Below are 17,703 nucleotides of genomic sequence, written 5' to 3' on the forward strand. Positions count from 1 at the left end.
TAGGCTCGGTGTGCCCGTAATCCGCCAGTGATTTGGGGGGCCGCCGCCACGCGCCATCCATGGCGCGGGGCGGCTAAACCGGCATCCCTGCCGGTTTACCCCCCAAATCCCTGTCGAATTCCGGCCAGCGTGGTTTGACGGGGCGCTTAAGATCAAGATCAAAAGCAGATCAAAAGCAGATCAAAAGCAGATCAAAAGCAGATCAAAAGCAGATCAAAAGCAGATCAAAAGCAGATCAAAAGCAGATCAAAAGCAGATCAAGAGCGACTCGCTTCGCATCGTGGTTACCGTCCGCTGCTACAGTCCACTCAGTTGTGTAGATACCTATGCCGTTATGGGCAAGTGTGGATATGCTGACGGCTCTCAAACAATGATTGCCAGGACGCGACCATGACTGCCTTGACCCTTGCTGCGGCGCAAACCGTTTCCATCCCGGGCGATGTCGCTGCCAATATCCAGCGGCACCTGGCGTTGATGTGGGCCGCGGCTGAACAGGGCGTGCAATGCCTGGTGTTTCCAGAACTGTCACTGACCGGCTACGAGCCGTTCCTGGCGGCCGACTTGGCCATCGCCCCGCAAGACGCCGTATTGGCGCCGTTGCGTGAGCTGGCGCGGGAGCTGCGGTTGACGGCCGTGGTGGGCATGCCGGTGCGGTTGGCGCCACAAGCAGGCGTGCTGATCGGCGCGTTGGTGCTGGGGGCGGACGGCTCAGTCGGCGTCTACACCAAGCAGCACTTGCACCCCGGTGAGGAGCTGGCATTTGCTGCGGGGCAGGGCGGTGAGGTCTTGGCATTCGGAGATGACCGCATAGCATTGGCGGTGTGTGCGGACTTTTCCCAGGCCAGCCATCCACGCCAAGCGGCGGCAGCGGGCGCCACAGTGTATGCCGCAAGCGTACTGATCAGCGAGGCAGGCTACGCGGCGGACAGTGCTTTGCTTGAAGGCTATGCGGCCGAGCATGGCCTGTTGGTACTGATGGCTAACCACGGTGGCCCATCTGGAGGCTGGGCTTGTGCCGGTCGCAGTGCGATCTGGACCGCCGATGGCAACTTGCTTGTTGCCGCCCCCGGTGTCGGCGACGCGTTGGTGATCGCCCGTCGCGACGGCGGGCAGTGGACCGGCCAAGTGGTCGCCCTCTGAATGAGGTTTCATTTGCGCCGGGCCATCGAGCAGGACCTGCCGTTTGCCCGCACCCTGACCCAGCAGGCCATGAGCCATTACTACCGTCAGAACGGCTTGTTGTGGTCCAGCGACGGCTTCGACGTGGCCTGGGCGGGCCGCGAGAACTGGCTGATCTGCAACGATGACGTCGTCATGGGCTTTATCAGCCTGAGCCGCGATGGCAAGGCCCTGTATATCCGCGAGCTGCACCTGCTGGAATGCTGCCGCAAGCAGGGCGCGGGCACATGGGTGCTGGAGCAAATGGCGTTCAAGGCACGCGTCGAGGGCCTGGGCTTTCTACGTTTGACGGTGTTCAAGACCAACCCGGCAAGAAGGCTGTATCAGCGCTTGGGGTTGAGCATTGTCGGTGAAGAGGATGGCTTCTGGCGGATGGAGCGTGAGTGTCGCGCACTCACATCGGACTAAAACAGGCACGTCCTACAAATAAGCGCATACTGCTGTCAGTTAGTGCTTTGTTCGTCGTGGGATTGAGCTCTTGGCTCATCCACGATAACGCCCTCTTTCATGCCCAGAAGTACCGCCACTTTATGGGCTTCTCCACGCCGTCCCTTTTTGCGCCCGGAGAGCACTTGATACGTGGTTGCCGGGTCTACGCCATGCTCCCGGGCGAACGCTTGAACTGACTTTCCTTGATGTTCCAGCCAGGCCTTGGCTTGTGCAGCAGTACGGATTCCGGGCATAGTTCAAAACCGTTCAAGTTTGTTTAACGAAGTGATGGTGTGACACCTCTTGGGGTGTGCCAATTTAGGATCATACATCCAAATGAGTGGAATCGGTTCGCGCTTAAGGCAAGAAAGAGAGCGACTTGGCCTGTCGCAGAAAGTTTTTGGAGAAATTGGAGGCGTTGAAGCGAACGCCCAAGGCAAATATGAAAGCGGTGGTCGTGCACCCAAGGCCGACTATTTGTCTCGCGTCGCCGAAAAAGGTGTGGATATCCTGTACGTGTTGACCGGCAGCCCAACGCCGATCCAGCTGGATAACCTGAGCAAGATCGAAGAGAAAGTGCTGGGCAATTACCGAGCGATGTTCAAGGAAGACCAGGACGCAATCCGTCGCTTGACCAGTACCTTGGCTGAGCATTCATCCGTAGTGAACGGAAAAGCCAAGTCGCCCCCCCAGGAATCCTGACCTTTAGCCCAGGAAACAGGGCTGTTCGCCAGCCGGCGAACAGCCGCAGCACGTTTAATCTCTATATATATGACACTTGCAACTAGGTCTGCGCCTTGGTTTTTTGCTAAGGTGTTCAGCAACCTATAAGACCATATCGCGAGGTGTCTGCTTGATTAGGGTGCTAGTAGTCGATGACCATGATCTCGTTCGTACAGGCATTACACGAATGCTGGCTGACATCGACGGCCTGCAAGTAGTCGGCCAGGCGGAGTCGGGGGAGGAATCCCTGATCAAGGCCCGGGAGTTGAAGCCCGATGTGGTACTGATGGACGTCAAGATGCCTGGGATTGGCGGTCTTGGTGCCACGACCAAGTTATTGCGCAGCCATCCGGACATCAAGGTCGTGGTGGTCACGGTGTGCGAGGAAGACCCGTTTCCCACCCGTTTACTGCAAGCCGGTGCCGCCGGCTACCTCACCAAGGGCGCGGGCCTGGCCGAGATGGTGCAAGCCATTCGCCTGGTATTTGCCGGCCAGCGTTACATCAGCCCGCAAATTGCCCAGCAATTGGCGATCAAGTCGTTCCAGCCCACCAGCGATTCGCCATTTGATGCGCTGTCGGAGCGGGAAATCCAGATCGCCCTGATGATCGTCGGTTGCCAGAAGGTGCAGACCATCTCTGACAAGCTGTGCCTGTCGCCCAAGACCGTCAATACCTACCGTTATCGTATCTTCGAGAAGCTTGCCATCAGCAGTGATGTTGAATTGACCCTGCTCGCAGTGCGCCACGGCATGGTGGACGCCAGCGCCTGACATGACCACACCGTTTGATCCCAGTGCCTTTCTCTCCACCTGCAGTGGCCGCCCCGGCGTGTACCGCATGTTCGACAGCGAGGCGCGCCTGCTTTACGTGGGCAAAGCCAAGAACCTGAAGAACCGTCTGGCGAGCTACTTTCGCAAGACCGGCCTTGCGCCGAAAACCGCCGCCCTGGTGGCGCGTATCGCCCAGGTCGAAACCACCATCACCGCCAATGAAACCGAGGCGCTGCTGCTTGAGCAGACGCTGATCAAGGAATGGCGGCCGCCTTACAACATCCTGTTGCGTGATGATAAATCCTACCCTTACGTGTTTTTATCCGACGGCAACTTTCCCCGCCTGAGCATTCACCGCGGGGCAAAGAAGCAAAAGGGCAAGTACTTCGGGCCTTACCCCAGCGCCGGGGCGATTCGTGAAAGCCTGAGCCTGCTGCAAAAAACCTTTTTTGTGCGTCAGTGCGAAGACAGCTTCTACAAGAACCGCACCCGGCCGTGCCTGCAATACCAGATCAAGCGCTGCAAGGCGCCCTGCGTGGGCCTGGTGGAACCTTCGGAGTACGCCGAGGATGTGCGCCATTCGGTGATGTTCCTCGAAGGGCGCAGCAACGCACTCACCGATGAGTTGTCCGGGGCCATGGAGCAGGCCGCCAGTACCCTGGATTTCGAAAAGGCCGCCGAACTGCGCGACCAGATCTCCCTGCTGCGCCGTGTCCAGGACCAGCAAAGCATGGAAGGCGGCACCGGTGACGTTGACGTGATCGCCGCGTTCGTCAACCCGGGCGGCGCTTGTGTGCACCTGATCAGCGTGCGTGGCGGGCGAGTGTTGGGGAGCAAGAACTTTTTCCCGCAGACCGGTATCGACGAAGACGTGGCAGAAGTCATGGCTGCGTTCCTTGGCCACTATTACGTCAGCAGCCCTGAGCGCGACCTGCCGTCGGAGCTGATCGTCAATGTGGTGCACGAAGACTTTCCCACCTTGATCGAAGCGATCCACGAGCTGCGCGGCCGCGAGCTGGACATCAGCCACCGCGTACGCGGCACCCGTGCCCGCTGGCAGCAACTGGCCGTGACCAACGCCGAACAGGCCCTGGGCGCGCGGCTGGCGAACCGACAGCACGTCGCTGCACGCTTCGACGCCCTGGCCGAGGTCCTCAATTTGGACGAGCCGCCCCAGCGCCTGGAGTGCTACGACATCAGCCACTCCAGCGGTGAGGCCACGGTGGCCTCCTGCGTGGTATTCGGGCCGGAAGGGCCGATCAAGGCCGACTATCGGCGCTACAACATCGAAGGCGTTACCGCAGGCGATGACTACGCCGCCATGCACCAGGCGCTCACGCGGCGTTTCAGCAAGTTGAAGGACGGGGAGGGCAAGTTGCCCGATATCCTGCTGGTAGACGGTGGCAAGGGCCAGTTGTCCATGGCCCGTGACGTGCTCAACGAACTGGCGGTGCCCGACCTGATCCTGCTCGGCGTCGCCAAGGGCACCACGCGTAAGGCCGGTTTTGAAACGTTGTACTTGAATGATGCCGCCCATGAGTTCACTTTGAAGGGCGACTCACCCGCACTGCACCTGATTCAACAAATCCGCGACGAAGCTCACCGTTTCGCCATTACCGGCCACCGTGCCCGCCGTGGCAAAACCCGGCGAACCTCAACCCTGGAAGGGGTGGCAGGGGTCGGCCCGACGCGCCGTCGCGACTTGCTTAAACATTTTGGTGGCTTGCAGGAGCTGTCCCGTGCCAGCATTGACGAGATAGCCAAAGCACCCGGTATCAGTAAAAAGCTCGCTGAGCTGATTTATGCAAACCTGCACAGCGAATAGAATGCCTTCTCACCTCGTAGCCAGTTGTGCCGATGAATATCCCTAATCTGATTACCGTTCTACGCGTCCTGCTTATCCCGATTTTCATTTTGTTGTTCTATTTGCCGTATGAATGGAGCTACATCGCGTCCAGTTCGGTATTTGCCTTCGCAGCCGCCACCGACTGGCTCGACGGCTACCTGGCACGCCGTCTGGAACAGAGCACGCCCTTCGGCGCGTTCCTCGACCCCGTGGCCGACAAACTCATGGTGGCCGTCGCCCTGGTGCTGCTGGTGCAGGAACACGGCAACCTGTGGCTGACCCTGCCGGCCGCCGTCATCATCGGCCGCGAGATCGTCGTCTCGGCCCTGCGCGAATGGATGGCCGAAATCGGCGCCCGCGCCCACGTCGCCGTCTCCAACATGGGCAAATGGAAAACCGCCGCGCAAATGCTCGCGCTGGTCATCCTGCTGGCCAACCCGTCGGACTTCACATTCTGGGTACTCACCGGCTACGCCTTGCTGCTCATCGCCGCCGGCCTGACCCTGTGGTCCATGCTGCAATACCTGCGCGCCGCCTGGCCTCATCTGCGAACCACCGTTGAAAAGAAATAAAACTTTTTTGAATCAAGGGGTTGACGGGTGCTGAGGATTCTATAGAATGCGCATCACCAAGCGGGAATAGCTCAGTTGGTAGAGCACGACCTTGCCAAGGTCGGGGTCGCGAGTTCGAGTCTCGTTTCCCGCTCCAAGCATTAATGAAAAAGCCACTCTAACGAGTGGCTTTTTTTTGCCTGTGATTTACGAAATAGACGCTTAGGCGTCTTTTTTTGTTTGTGCGCAAAACCGTAGGGGACGCACTCAATTCCGTATTGTTACCAGATCCGCTCAGTTCGCCTGTCACCAGGCCAACTACTGTTCGCTCAACTTCCCGACGCGCCTCGACGCCTTGGGAGAACGTCAATTCTGGCACCGATAATCCTGAGTCACGGTGGTTTCCAGGCCGGATCGCCGCGGTCAAGAACTATGAGATGGATGACGTATCAATGCTGGTGTCAGCCAAAGCGCAGACACCGCAAAGTGTCATGTTGCAATACTATCGGCGTCCAACACCGCGTCAGACTTTCGTTCACGAACTCCACCTGCTGGTCGATGACGTCTACGTCATGCTCCGAGCTGACTCCTTCAAGGGTAATACCGCTCCTGTTGAAGATCGTCTGTTAAAACTCTCAAAAGAGATCTTCAAAGTCACCCCTGAAACCGCAGGCGCGGGGTTTGCGCTTGGGCCGGTTGTCATTCGCAGTCATCACGACCATGAGATCGCCAGTTTCTATTTTCGCCCCCCTGCTTCAGACGTATCGCTGAACGTCTACTACAACGCCTTATCACCTGATGATGGAGAACGTTTGCATGCCCGAACCCAAAAAGACGGGAAAATATTCCTCGCAGGCGATTATGAACAACTGCGTATAGGCAAAATCACATTAGCTGGAATGCAAGCCGAAGAATCCTTGATCGGCTTCAGTGATGACACACATCGTCAAATACTTTTCGTCAGCGAGAATTATCGAGATAACCCATCCCTAAGCCGTCCAGCTATGAGTATTCGCCTATCGGCAGGCGGAAAGAAGCGTACCGCCATAGATCCTGATAAACCCAGGGATCTTGTGCGCTGGACCCTTCCCCAGTTCGCCAACAAAGGTTACGAACTGCCTCTCTGGCAACGACCCGCGTCACCAGAACCCGTCAATCCCTCGCTCACCGACTACGAAGCCATGGCCGTGTGGGACGCGATCCTCAAATCCGTACGCATCCGCTACGGCTCGGTCGTGCCCAAGCCGGACCTGTGGGCCAACATTCGCGGGCCCAGTGCCGAAGAAGCTGCCGAAAGCAAGCGCATCCTCGATGAGTTCATTGCCAGCTTGGAAAAACGAAGGTCATTGCCAGGGGATAGCGATCAATGAATAGCGCCCACCGGCTTTCTTATGGCCGCCTTCATCCTAAAGCCCCCCAGCTTCTTTTCATGTGCTTGACGGTCGCGTTGCTCACGGGTTGCGCCGCCTTCAAACAACCCAGTGAACAGGAGAAACAAACCGTGCACGAATTTACCAGCAACATGCGCACCTGGGCGTTGGGCCGAGGTTTGATTGATTTGCCGGCCAATTGGAGTGGTGGCGGCGACGTGAAGCTCTACTACGGGCTGGGCGCCGATCATGCGTCTGTTGAGGTACGCGTGTTGGGAGAGAACGTGACGCAGGAGCGGTTTGATGCCGCATTGAATGAGCGTGCGCGTCGAATCGCGGCTGTCAGAAATGATGAGCAGCAGGACGCATCCATGTTGGTTTCAGCAAGGCGTGAAACCTCGCAGAAGATATGGCTGCAGTATTTTGAGAGCACCGAAGTCCCAGATACATTCGTGCACGAATTCCATCTGCTGGTGGGCGACGCCTATGTCATGCTCCGCGCTGTCTCCTTCAATGGTAATACCGCTCCTGTTGAAGATCGTCTGTTAAAACTTTCAAAAGAGATCTTCAAAGTTACCCCCGAAAATGCTGGCGCGGGATTTGCGCTCGGGCCGGTAGTCATTCGCAGTTACCATGATCAGGAGATTGCTAGCTTTGAGTTCAGTCCGCCTGCCTCTGATATTTCGCTGGAAATTTACATCAATGCTTTATCGCCTAGTCAAACGAAGAGCATAAAGACCCGGACCGAGGAAGGCGCACGGGTTTTCCTCGCAGGTGATTACGAAAATCTGCGCACGAAGAAGATCACTCTTGCGGGAATGTCGGCGGAAGAATCCCTGATTGGCTTCAGCGACGATACTCATCGTCAACTCCTCTTCGGGGCCGAAAACTATCGTGAGGATCCATCGCTAAGTCGCCCGAGCATGAACTTTCGCATGTCGGCTGGAGGTATGAAAGCCGAACCGATCGGCCCCGACGAACCAGAGGATTTGGTTCGCTGGACCCTTCCCCAATTCGCCAACAAAGGCTACGAACTGCCTCTCTGGCAACAACCCGCGTCACCAGAACCCGTCAACCCCTCGCTCACCGACTACGAAGCCATGGCCGTGTGGGACGCCATCCTCAAATCAGTACGCATCCGCTACGGCTCGGTCGTGCCCAAGCCGGACCCTGAGACCCACATTCGCGGCCCCAGTGTCAAGGAGGCTGTCGAAAGCAAACGCATCCTCCATGAATTCATCGCCAGCGTTGAAAACGCAAGCCATGCCCCCGGGCGTGGTTCAGCGGGAGCAACAGGGATGCGTTCACCGTGTGTAAGCAACGAACTCTAAAAAAGCGTTAGGAGCGATTCATGAAAACAGTCTGGAGTTACCTCAAACGCTGGGGCCTGCCGGTGCTGCGCCAATTCAACCAGGCATGGCCGGTGTTGGTGCTGTTGGGGGTGATGTTCTTGCTGGTCGCCATCTGGTGGCTGGGCCCGCAGTGGACGTGGCGTGAGCGCCAACCGTTGGCCGAGTGGGCGATGCGGGTCTCGGCCAGTGTGGCGGTGATCGTGGTGCCGCTGCTGATCTGGGCGTGGCGCGTGCGCGAGCGTTATCAGCGTTTGCAGGTTGAACGCCAGCATGAGGCTGCCGTGCAAGCCGACCCTTGCTTGCCTTATATCGAGGCTCAAGAGCGGGCGTTGGACCGCAGCCTGGGCAGCCTGCTGAATAATATGGAGCGCCGCCGTTCACTGTATCAACTGCCGTGGTACCTGGTGCTCGGTGAGGAGAATGCCGGCAAGACCAGTCTGATCACCCGCTCCAACCAGAGCTTTTCGTTGTCTCATGTGACCAAGGCTGGGGTCAGGGCTCAGGAAGAGCAACTGGCCTACCCGGTGGATTGGTGGATCGGGGACGAGGCGGTGTTGATTGACCCACCGGGTGAATTTCTCAGCCACCCGGATTCACCGGCTGAAAACGTCGAGCAGCAGGGCAAGTTCAAGCCGGTGTTGCCCACCGGCACTCATGCGCGGCTTTGGTCGCACCTGCTCGACTGGCTGACGCGTAACCGCAGCCGTCGGGCATTGAACGGCGTAGTGCTGGTAATTGATATACAGGTCTTGTTGGCGCAACGTCCCGAACAACGCAAGGCCCACGCTAACCTGCTGCGCACCCGGCTGTTTGAGCTGACGCGGCAATTGGGCACGCGCTTGCCGGTGTACGTGACGCTGAGCAAGTTTGACCTGCTGGAAGGCTTCGAAGAGTTCTTCGCCAGGTTATCGCGCAGTGGTCGCGAAGACCTGCTGGGCTTCACGTTCAGCCTGGACGCGGTGGATGATTTTGATGCCTGGCTGGCGGAGCTGACGCGTCAGTATCAAGCCTTTGTTGATTGCCTCTGCGAACAGGTTTTCAACAGCACCCGGGAGGCGCGCACGTTGGATGAGTGTGATCGCTTGCAGGCGCTGATGCATCAGATGGCGGGCTTGCGCCGCGCGTTGTTTGGTTTCCTGACTGAAATGCTTGGCAGTGATCGGTTCACCACACCCGCGTTGGTGCGCGGGCTGTATTTTTCCTCGGTGTTGCAGCAGGGCACTCTGAGCAATGCTTTCATCAAAGAAGCAGGGCAGGCGTATCAACTGCCGCCACCGCCACCGGAGGTCAAACCGGCCGGTGGCACGACCATCTACTTTGCCCAGCAACTGTTCCAGCGGGTGATCTACCCCGAAGCGGGGCTGGCGGGCGACAACATCAAGGTGGCCCGCAGCAAGCGTCGGCTGTTGATCGCGGGGTTCAGCGTTGCGTCCCTGGGATGTTTGGTGACCATCGGCAGCTGGCAGTTTTACTTCAATATCAACCGCGACAAGGCGGCCAACGTATTGGCCAAGAGCCAGGAGTTCAGTGAGCGGGATATCGACGCCAAGGTCGACCCCACCGGGCGCAACCTGTTGCTGCCCCTGGACCAGATCCGTGATGCGGTGCTGGTCTATGGCGACTACCGCCAAGCCTGGCCGTTGCTGTCGGACATGGGCTTGTACCAGGGCAGGGCGATTGGCCCCACCGTGGACGAAGCCTACCTGAATCTGTTGTCCAAGCGCTTCCTGCCGGCGATTGCCAGCGGTGTGCTCGACGCCATCAACGCGGCGCCCGCCGGTAGCAACAAGCAACTGGCGGCCTTGCGCGTGTACCGTATGCTCGAAGAGCGCCCCAACCGCCGTGCGGCCATCGTCGAAGAGTGGGTTGCCAAGCAATGGCAGCGTGCCTATCCCGGTCAGGGCCAGCTGCAGGCTGATCTGATGGGGCACCTGGGCTACGCGCTGAAATACGCCGATGCCGACCTGCCGCACTACCGCGAACGCATTACCCAAGTGCAGCAGCAACTGCGCCAGTTGCCCATGGCCGAACGGGTCTATATGAGCCTCAAACAGGACGCTCTGGAACGTTTGCATCGCCCGTTGGACCTGCGCAACGAGATCGGCCCGGCATTCGATATCGTCTACCGTCCGCTGAACACCGATCAAGCGGGCAGCGGCCTGCAATTGCCGCCGCTGCTCACCGCCAAGGGCTTCAAGGACTATTTCGAACCGGGCACCGAGGGCATCATCGAACTGGCAATGATCGACCAGTGGGTACTCGGCGAACGACAACGTCTGGACTACTCCGCCGAAGACCGCAACGTGCTGACCCAGCGTATCCGCGCCCTGTACAGCGCCGACTACGTGGACAGCTGGCGGCGGGCGTTGAACCAGTTTGCAGTGACCGACTTCGACGACCTTAGCCACGGTGTGGCGGTATTGGAGCAAGTCACCGGCCCGGCCGCGCCGCTACGACGCTTGCTGGAAACCCTGCGCGACAACAGTGTGATCTACCCGACCGTGCCCTTGGCTGAAGGGCAAGCGCCGCTCAAGCTGGACAAGGTGTCTGAGGGGCAACAACAGGCGGCCGGGATTCGGCGCGCATTCTCCAGTCTTTCAGAACTGATCAACGCACGAGGCGACCAGCCGTCTTACTACGAAGAAACCCTGCGCTCGGTCAGCGCCGTCTATGACTACGCCAAAGCCGTGCACGACAATCCCGACCCCGGCAAAGCCGCCCTTAAAACCGTGCTTAACCGCTTCTCCCTGGGCGGCGCCGACCCCATCGCCAACCTGCAACGTGTTGCCGTGGGCCTGCCCGAACCGCTGAACCAGCAAGTCAAAAAGCTTGCCGACCAGACGTCTCAGGTACTGGTGATTGCCGCTCTGCGCGAGCTTGAGAAACGCTGGGACAGCGAAATCTACAGCTTCTACCGCGAGCGTCTGGCGGGCCGCTATCCGTTCAAGGCCAGTGGCGAGGATGCGTCGCTGGATGATTTCGAGGCCTTCTTCGGTCCACAAGGACGCTTGCAGCAATTCCATGATCAGTACCTGAACGTGTTCCTCAAAGACAACCTCGATGCGCTTTACTCCGACAGCCTTGGCGGCTACCTGGTGCGCAGCGATGTGCTGGAACAGCTGAAAAAAATCGAGCGCATCCGCGATACCTTCTTCAACCATCGCGGCCACCTCGCGGTGCAACTCACCATCGAACCTCTGGCCCTGAGCGCCACCCGCCTGAGCAGCATGCTCAGCGTCGACGGCCAGCTTATCCCGTACCAACACGGCGCCCCGCAACGCATCGGGCTGGTCTGGCCCAACAGCCTGGGCAACACCAACGGCAGCCAACTGACCCTGGTGCACAGCACCGGCAACACCGCCAGCCTGAGCTATCGCGGGCCGTGGTCGCTGTTCCGCCTGCTCAGCCGTGGGCACCTCAATGGCCGCACCGACACCAGCGTAGACCTGACTTTTTCTGTCGCCGATGGGTTGATGCGTTATCGGATTGGGGCAGAGAAGGCTAATAACCCGATTACTCAGCGCAGTTTTGAAGGGTTTGTGTTGCCGAGGACCCTGCTTGAAGAGCGCCAGACGAAGAGAGACCCAAGCAAGGTTGGAAGTGTCGCCGCAACCGCTATCAGCGATGAGCGTCCATAAGTCAGCGATCACACACCACCCGCTCGACACGCACCGTTTTCAGTGTCATTTGTATTTCGAATGTACCGGGTAAGGCCTTGCAGCAATTGGGAGAAACGTTGGGCATAGATATCCCCCTGCGATGGAAGCAGCCAAGTGCTGTTGATTTCCAGCTGAACGCTGGGAACGCCAAGAGAGGAGGCAAATCGTGTGAGCGTATGATGCTTGGCGGCAGGGAAGTAGTCGTCTGAGAAGTTGCGAAGCCCTTCCTTGCGCAACGCTTTGCGCAAGGAAGGGACGATATCCGTGCGGCCCAGCAACGACGCCCCTTCCATGGTGCCAAAGTCGACATCGTAGGGGCGCGAGGTGCTGCTGCCGTGGAGGTCAATCAATAGCTTGGGCTTGTGCTGTTTGATCAGCTCGGCGACTTCGGCCTTGAAGGCATTGTCGTCGTAGTAGTTGGGGTCGGATGGGCTGCGGTATTGGGTATAAATGACCGTTGCGCAGGTTAAGGTATTGAGCAGTTTGGCCAGCGCCGCCGTGCCTGCGCCGTCGGAAAAACGATAGCTGCCTTCTCGATAGGGCTTCGTGGCGTGGGGCGCGGTGATGAGGACGGGCGTACTGCCTTTGAGGACGGCATACCAAGCGGTGTCGGTGGGGGCGGCTGTGGCACTTTGAGCCTCGATCGCTGTTTCAATCGTTATCGCTTCTTGTATCTGCGACGGCTCGATGAGGGCGCGTTCTGCCTGTGCCACTCCCATGGTAGTGAGCAAGCCGATCGCCAGCGTTACGCTGATGGCGCGTGGGCGCAAGTTCATGAGGAGATGCTCAGGCCGGGTGTGGCCGCAGTTTTTTGGTGATGCGCGCGCACCCTGTAATTTGGTTGAACTGCACGTAATGGGCTTGCGCCGTCCATTCCTCGACCAGGATCAAATACCCGGCCGGCGGATTGATCTGGCGCAGATAACCGCACAGCAGGCGTGTGCGTCGCGCGTTCATCGGCTGCTTTAGTGTCAAGATGACGTTGTCTGCGGCACGGCATTCAGTGATCTCCATGACTGAGCCCCTCATCGAGTGCTGGCGGCAAACGTGCTGGCCCAGTATCAGAGGCTGGGGATTCTCGCCGCGTGGCGTTCATTCTCAGATGAGGCGTTGCAGGCGTCTACTGTCATACTTGACAGTCCTTTAGTCGGTTGTGCACTGCCGTGACCCATTCCTCGACGTAACGGGCGTTGAATGATTCAGAGGCACAGACCGTCGACTACGTGCGCTCAGCTTCAAGTAACAGCGGGCTGCCTCACCTTGCGACTTAACCCCGGTGTCTTGCCCGTAATACGCTTGAATGCGCGACTGAAAGCGGCTTGGGATGTATAGCCCAAGCGCTGTGCTACCTCTTCGATCGGCAGCCTTTCGAGGGTCAGCCACTGGCTTGCGAGCCGCATTCGCAGTTCGGTGACATAGCGCAGCGGCGTCATGCCAATCGTCACCTGGAAGCGGTCCGCGAAGGCCGAGCGTGAGGTGTTGCATTGCGCTGCCAATTGCGCAACGGTCCAGTCGCGGCCCGGTTGTTGATGGAGCGCTAGCAGTGCACCGGCCAAGCGTGGATCGCGTAAAGCGGCGACCAGGCCAGAGGCATTCCCGCAGGCACACTCCACCCAGCCGCGAACGATCATGGCGGCCACCACGTCGGCCAACCGCGCGAGGATACCGGCGAAGCCCACACGTGCGGCGCTGACTTCGCGCTCCATGGTGGTCAGAATAGGCACCAGTCCAGGGTAGCGCTGGCCGTCGGCATCAATCAACATCAGGCCCGGCATCAGTTTGCCGAGGCCATGGATGCTGCCCAGTTCAAACTCCATGCAACCACTGAACAAAATGGTGCTCGGCGTTGGGCTGGCATCGGTTGCGGTGTGCACCGCGCTCACGGTGTCACCGAGGGGGACGCTGTCTAGGCGGTCGACGTCCTGAACGGGTGCGTCCGCATGGGAATACAGTTGATGGGCCGCGCCGTGGGAGATGAACACGGCGTTGCCGGCAGACAGCGCGTAGGTGGTGCCGTCCTCCATTCGCAGGAGCGCATTACCGACGGCCATGAAGTGGAACCAGGCATGCCCAGGTTTTTCAGCGAAGCCCAAACCGAAACTCGGACTGGTTTGTATACGCCGGTATTCGACGCCACGCAGGCGCATGCCGCGCAACAGCTCGTTGATGAGATCCGAGGCAAGAGCAAACTGTTCTGCAGACATTGTTCAGGTGTTTTAGTCAAAAATGAGAGATTTTGGATCATAGATCATCCAGGTTCGCGCGCCTAGACTGCGGGTCGCCATGATGATTGGGAGATCCCTGTAATGACTGACTGTGTGTGTAATGCCGTATCCAACCGCCATCCCGACGCCTTCTCGGATGCAGAGCCTGCGGTCCCCGCGTGGATGGCCGTCTTCTCGCTGGCAATGGGAGTGTTCGGATTACTGACCGCGGAGTACCTTCCGGCCAGTTTGTTAACACTGATGGCGACTGATCTGGGCGTGTCCGAAGCACTGGCTGGCCAGGCGGTAACGGTGACAGCAGTGGTAGCGCTGTTCGCCGGTTTGTTGGTGCCAGGCCTGACCCGCAGCATCGACCGACGTTGGGTGTTGTTGGGGTTTTCCACGTTGATGGTTGCCTCCAATCTTTTGGTCGCCGTTTCTTCCAGCTTCGCGGTGCTGCTGTTGATGCGCATCTTGCTGGGGATTGCCCTTGGCGGGTTCTGGAGCATGGCTGCGGCGGTGGCGATGCGCTTGGTGCCAAGTGCGCTGTTGCCTCGGGCTCTTTCGATTATTTTCAGCGGTATTGCCATCGGGACGGTCGTTGCAGTACCGCTGGGCAGCTATCTGGGCGGGCTGTACGGCTGGCGCAGTGCGTTCTTTGCAGCGGCGGCGGTCGGCATGGTGACCCTGGCGTTTCAGTCATTGACGTTGCCGCGCCTCGCGCCGCGCCGGCCGGCACGTCTGCGCACGGTTTTGGACGTGTTGCAGCGCCCGGGCATCGCCATGGGGATGTTCGGTTGTGTGCTGGTGCATAGCGGTCACTTTGCGATGTTCACCTACGTTCGGCCATTCCTTGAAGGCACTACCGGCATCGGCCCGCAAGGGCTGTCGCTGATGTTGCTGGGCTTCGGGGTGGCGAACTTCGTCGGCACACTGTTGGCCGGCAAGTTGCTGGAGCGTCACCCGCTGGCCACTCTGGTGTTAATGCCTGTGCTGGTCGGGGTTGCAGCACTGGCGTTGGTGCTGTTGCCGCCCTCGTTGCCGGGGCAGGCGGTACTGCTGGCAATCTGGGGCTTGGCCTTTGGCGGTGTGCCGGTGGCGTGGTCGAACTGGGTCGCCAGCGCGGTACCTGATCAGGCGGAAAGCGCCGGGGGGATGGTGGTGGCCTCTGTGCAGTCCGCCATCGCCACGGGCGCCGCCGCTGGCGGTGCAGTGTTCAGCCTCGGTGGCAGCGCGGGCGTATTCATAGCGGCGGCAGCGCTGATGCTGCTGGCTGCGTTGCTGATTGCGCTGCGTGTTCGGGTCCCTTCTGTGCATGGCGTTCGCGAGTCCAAGCCCGCGTTGCACCTTTGATTCGGATTTTCAAACCGCCTCGACTTTCTCTAGAGCCCCCGCAAAGGCGGGGGCTCAAGGTTTGATGTTGATTGAGTTAGCCTGCCGACCAGACTATTACCCATACCTATCTATCCCATCCAACGATGATTCACTCCCTAGGCTGGCTGCTTCGACAGCTACCTTTGAAGAGTGACTTCATGCATGAAAGCAATCCACTGTTACTGCCCTACGACCTGCCACCGTTCTCTGCCATCCGAGCAGAGCACTTGGTGCCCGCCATTGAGCAGATCATCACTGAAAGTCGTAACACCACCGCCACGATCATTGCCAGCCAGACCCCATTCCCCACCTGGGACGACCTGGTGCAAGCAGTGGAGGCGTTGGAGGCTCGCCTGGATGGCGTTCTCAAAATCATCGAGCTGCTTGACTCCCACCCCCAAGGGCCTGCATGGACGCTGGCATCACACCGCAGTTATGAGCTGGCCATGCAGTACAGGGTTGAGTTGGCCGGGAACAACGACCTGTATCAACTGCACCGACAACTTGCCGACAGCCCGATCGCGACCCTTTTCAATGAACAACGCCACAGCGCGTTGCGTAAAATATTGCGCAAGTACCACTTGGCTGGCCTTGATCTTTCTCCTGAAAAGCAGCGACGGCTGAAAGCGTTGAACCTGCAAATCGATAAATTCAGCCACGAGTTCCTGCGTCGTGTGAGCGACTCCAGTGACGCATGGCGTAAGCACATTCAAGACAAGGCGCTGCTGAGCGGACTACCTGACGCAGCCCTGGCGCGCATGGAGTTCGCGGCTCGGGACGCAGGCCTGGGGGGATGGTTATTAACCCTTTCGAAGCAATCCTTTCAGGAGGTGATGAGCTACGCCGACCATAGAGCCTTGCGCCAGGAAATGATGCTGGCTTACTACAGCCGTGCCGTGGGCACGGGGCCTGACGCCATTGCCACTGACAATGAAGCGGTTCTGACCGTGTTGCTCGACAGTCGTCACCAGAAAGCACAATTGCTGGGCTATGCCAACTTCGCCGAGCTGGCGCTGGTGGAACAAATGGCGGAGACGACCGATGAGGTCACTGCCTGTGTGCATCAACAGATTGATCAGGCACGCACGACATTTGCCCATGATGCACAACAACTGCAACGCTATGCCGCGCAACGGGGAGTCGATGCGCTAGAACCGTGGGATTACGACTTTTTCGCGGAAAAAATTCGCCAGGACGTGGCGGGTGTCTCCCAGGACGCAGTGCGCCTCTACTTCCCGTTGGAGACAGTGCTGCAACGCTTGTGCACGTTCACCCAAACGCTGTTCGGCGTTGAGCTGATTGAACAAGCCACGGTCGATACCTGGCACCCGGATGTGCAGGTATTTGAACTCAGGGAGTACGCGCAGCCGATTGGACATTTGTTTATTGACCCTTATCGCCGCGTGGCGGGCGGCGAAATTGGCGCCGCCATGGGCTTGCGCAATCACCGAATGACTGCCGAGGGGCGCCCACGACGGCCCATAGCCGTGCTGCGCAGCCAGTTGCCACGACCTACGGCGGCCCAGCCTTGCTTGCTGGATCACCTGCAATTGAGGGTCCTATTGCATGAGTTCGGACACTGCCTGCAGCATCTGTTGTCCGCCGCCCCCTACCGGGCGATTTCGGGCATGGGCCAATTAAGCCACGATACGACGGAGTTCTTCGGCCTAGTGCTGGAGCAGTTCTGCCTTACGCCGTCGTTCCTGATCTATCTATCCGGGCATGTGCAGACGGGAGATCCCTTGCCTGACAAAATGGCGACGCAAATGAGCCGATTTGCTCATACCCAGACCAGTCAGGAAACCGCCAGTATTTTGCTCACGGGCCTCGTTGACTTCGAGTTGCACCGCACCTATGGCGACGGGCGCACACCGCATGAAGTATTCACCGACGCCAATGTTGAAGTCGGGCATTTGCAGTGGCCTGATGGCGCTCGTCCGATCAACAGTTTCGAACAACCGATGGGTAGCTATGGCGCCAAACTGTATTCCTACACGTGGTCCGGCGTTCTGGCCCGCCAGGCGTTTGAGCGGTTTGAGCGTGATGGCCTGTTCAACCCGCAGACCGGGAAAGCCTTCCGGGACGCGTTCATCACTGAGGGCGATACCGGTACTCTGTTGAGCGCACTTGCGCTTTTCCGGGGGGACGGCGCGGGATGTGTCGGGCATTCCACCGGGGTATGAAGCGCTGGTGCATATGTAGCCCCTGAGCTGAAACGTGGAACGCCAGAGTGATCTTCAGTAG

At 59.0% G+C, this 17,703-nt stretch carries 15 protein-coding genes and 1 tRNA gene; 12 read left to right on the plus strand and 4 right to left on the minus strand.

Translation table 11 applies throughout. The annotated features are described in order from the left end of the window. Positions 1-390 precede the first annotated feature (390 nt). Both E1K68_RS10615 and E1K68_RS10620 read left to right on the plus strand, forming a co-directional pair. Positions 391-1,140 carry a carbon-nitrogen hydrolase family protein gene (locus tag E1K68_RS10615; RefSeq protein ID WP_034135290.1) on the plus strand — a complete coding sequence of 250 codons (750 nt, stop codon included), beginning with the start codon at positions 391-393 and terminating at the stop codon, positions 1,138-1,140. Further along, positions 1,141-1,587 (plus strand): GNAT family N-acetyltransferase, encoded by a 447-nt coding sequence (locus E1K68_RS10620; protein ID WP_003190380.1) that lies wholly within the window; start codon positions 1,141-1,143, stop codon positions 1,585-1,587. It begins immediately after the preceding gene. Positions 1,588-1,622: 35 nt separating this feature from the next. Here the strand turns inward: E1K68_RS10620 and E1K68_RS10625 are convergent, their stop codons facing one another. Continuing rightward, complete coding sequence (locus E1K68_RS10625; RefSeq protein WP_003190382.1) at positions 1,623-1,862, minus strand: DNA-binding protein; 240 nt, start codon at positions 1,860-1,862, stop codon at positions 1,623-1,625. A gap of 82 nt (positions 1,863-1,944) precedes the next feature. Between E1K68_RS10625 and E1K68_RS10630 the strand changes: the two genes are divergently transcribed. From E1K68_RS10630 to tssM, 8 genes are all read left to right on the plus strand, one after another. Next, positions 1,945-2,310: a helix-turn-helix transcriptional regulator gene (locus E1K68_RS10630; protein WP_003190384.1), complete on the plus strand. Its 366-nt coding sequence runs from the start codon at positions 1,945-1,947 to the stop codon at positions 2,308-2,310. A gap of 151 nt (positions 2,311-2,461) precedes the next feature. Beyond that, positions 2,462-3,103, plus strand: coding sequence for a UvrY/SirA/GacA family response regulator transcription factor (gene uvrY / locus E1K68_RS10635; RefSeq protein ID WP_003190387.1), 642 nt, complete (start codon positions 2,462-2,464; stop codon positions 3,101-3,103). A gap of 1 nt (position 3,104) precedes the next feature. Then, positions 3,105-4,928 (plus strand): excinuclease ABC subunit UvrC, encoded by a 1,824-nt coding sequence (uvrC, locus tag E1K68_RS10640; RefSeq protein ID WP_003190389.1) that lies wholly within the window; start codon positions 3,105-3,107, stop codon positions 4,926-4,928. A 32-nt stretch (positions 4,929-4,960) separates the two neighbouring features. Beyond that, positions 4,961-5,521, plus strand: coding sequence for a CDP-diacylglycerol--glycerol-3-phosphate 3-phosphatidyltransferase (gene pgsA, locus E1K68_RS10645; protein ID WP_032892416.1), 561 nt, complete (start codon positions 4,961-4,963; stop codon positions 5,519-5,521). A 60-nt stretch (positions 5,522-5,581) separates the two neighbouring features. Further along, positions 5,582-5,657 (plus strand) — tRNA-Gly (locus E1K68_RS10650). A 280-nt stretch (positions 5,658-5,937) separates the two neighbouring features. Beyond that, the gene (locus E1K68_RS10655) at positions 5,938-6,870 is read left to right on the plus strand and encodes a T6SS immunity protein Tli4 family protein (RefSeq protein WP_244858793.1); all 933 of its coding nucleotides are present in this window, start codon (positions 5,938-5,940) and stop codon (positions 6,868-6,870) included. Then, positions 6,867-8,201, plus strand: a complete 1,335-nt coding sequence (locus E1K68_RS10660; protein ID WP_244858794.1) for a T6SS immunity protein Tli4 family protein — start codon at positions 6,867-6,869, stop codon at positions 8,199-8,201. The genes E1K68_RS10655 and E1K68_RS10660 overlap by 4 nt, the downstream gene beginning before the upstream one ends. A gap of 20 nt (positions 8,202-8,221) precedes the next feature. After that, a complete protein-coding gene (tssM, locus tag E1K68_RS10665) occupies positions 8,222-11,860 on the plus strand; it encodes a type VI secretion system membrane subunit TssM (RefSeq protein WP_212614057.1) in 3,639 nt (1,212 codons plus the stop codon). Positions 11,861-11,868: 8 nt separating this feature from the next. Here tssM and E1K68_RS10670 read toward each other — a convergent pair whose 3' ends face one another. From E1K68_RS10670 to E1K68_RS10680, 3 genes are all read right to left on the minus strand, one after another. Continuing rightward, positions 11,869-12,657, minus strand: a complete 789-nt coding sequence (locus E1K68_RS10670; protein ID WP_057710116.1) for a hypothetical protein — start codon at positions 12,655-12,657, stop codon at positions 11,869-11,871. Between the two features lie 10 nt (positions 12,658-12,667). After that, a complete protein-coding gene (locus tag E1K68_RS10675; protein ID WP_212614058.1) occupies positions 12,668-12,895 on the minus strand; it encodes a hypothetical protein in 228 nt (75 codons plus the stop codon). 221 nt (positions 12,896-13,116) lie between these two features. Then, positions 13,117-14,085 carry an AraC family transcriptional regulator gene (locus E1K68_RS10680; protein WP_212614059.1) on the minus strand — a complete coding sequence of 323 codons (969 nt, stop codon included), beginning with the start codon at positions 14,083-14,085 and terminating at the stop codon, positions 13,117-13,119. A 102-nt stretch (positions 14,086-14,187) separates the two neighbouring features. Between E1K68_RS10680 and E1K68_RS10685 the strand changes: the two genes are divergently transcribed. Together E1K68_RS10685 and E1K68_RS10690 are read left to right on the plus strand one after the other, a co-directional pair. Then, complete coding sequence (locus E1K68_RS10685) at positions 14,188-15,438, plus strand: MFS transporter (protein ID WP_212614060.1); 1,251 nt, start codon at positions 14,188-14,190, stop codon at positions 15,436-15,438. A 251-nt stretch (positions 15,439-15,689) separates the two neighbouring features. Then, entirely contained in the window at positions 15,690-17,642 is a 1,953-nt protein-coding gene (locus E1K68_RS10690; protein WP_212614061.1) for a M3 family metallopeptidase, read from the plus strand. The last annotated feature ends 61 nt before the right edge of the window (positions 17,643-17,703 follow it).

Source organism: Pseudomonas sp. B2021, assembly GCF_018135665.1.
GTDB lineage: Bacteria > Pseudomonadota > Gammaproteobacteria > Pseudomonadales > Pseudomonadaceae > Aquipseudomonas > Aquipseudomonas lactis.

Bases quoted from the DNA above. Each gene is read 5' to 3' on its own strand.
- E1K68_RS10615 (WP_034135290.1), top strand. From the start codon at position 391: ATGACTGCCTTGACCCTTGCTGCGGCGCAAACCGTTTCCATCCCGGGC.
- E1K68_RS10620 (WP_003190380.1), top strand. From the start codon at position 1,141: ATGAGGTTTCATTTGCGCCGGGCCATCGAGCAGGACCTGCCGTTTGCC.
- E1K68_RS10625 (WP_003190382.1), bottom strand. From the start codon at position 1,862: ATGCCCGGAATCCGTACTGCTGCACAAGCCAAGGCCTGGCTGGAACAT.
- E1K68_RS10630 (WP_003190384.1), top strand. From the start codon at position 1,945: ATGAGTGGAATCGGTTCGCGCTTAAGGCAAGAAAGAGAGCGACTTGGC.
- uvrC (WP_003190389.1), top strand. From the start codon at position 3,105: ATGACCACACCGTTTGATCCCAGTGCCTTTCTCTCCACCTGCAGTGGC.
- pgsA (WP_032892416.1), top strand. From the start codon at position 4,961: ATGAATATCCCTAATCTGATTACCGTTCTACGCGTCCTGCTTATCCCG.
- E1K68_RS10655 (WP_244858793.1), top strand. From the start codon at position 5,938: ATGGATGACGTATCAATGCTGGTGTCAGCCAAAGCGCAGACACCGCAA.
- E1K68_RS10660 (WP_244858794.1), top strand. From the start codon at position 6,867: ATGAATAGCGCCCACCGGCTTTCTTATGGCCGCCTTCATCCTAAAGCC.
- tssM (WP_212614057.1), top strand. From the start codon at position 8,222: ATGAAAACAGTCTGGAGTTACCTCAAACGCTGGGGCCTGCCGGTGCTG.
- E1K68_RS10670 (WP_057710116.1), bottom strand. From the start codon at position 12,657: ATGAACTTGCGCCCACGCGCCATCAGCGTAACGCTGGCGATCGGCTTG.
- E1K68_RS10675 (WP_212614058.1), bottom strand. From the start codon at position 12,895: ATGGAGATCACTGAATGCCGTGCCGCAGACAACGTCATCTTGACACTA.
- E1K68_RS10680 (WP_212614059.1), bottom strand. From the start codon at position 14,085: ATGTCTGCAGAACAGTTTGCTCTTGCCTCGGATCTCATCAACGAGCTG.
- E1K68_RS10685 (WP_212614060.1), top strand. From the start codon at position 14,188: ATGACTGACTGTGTGTGTAATGCCGTATCCAACCGCCATCCCGACGCC.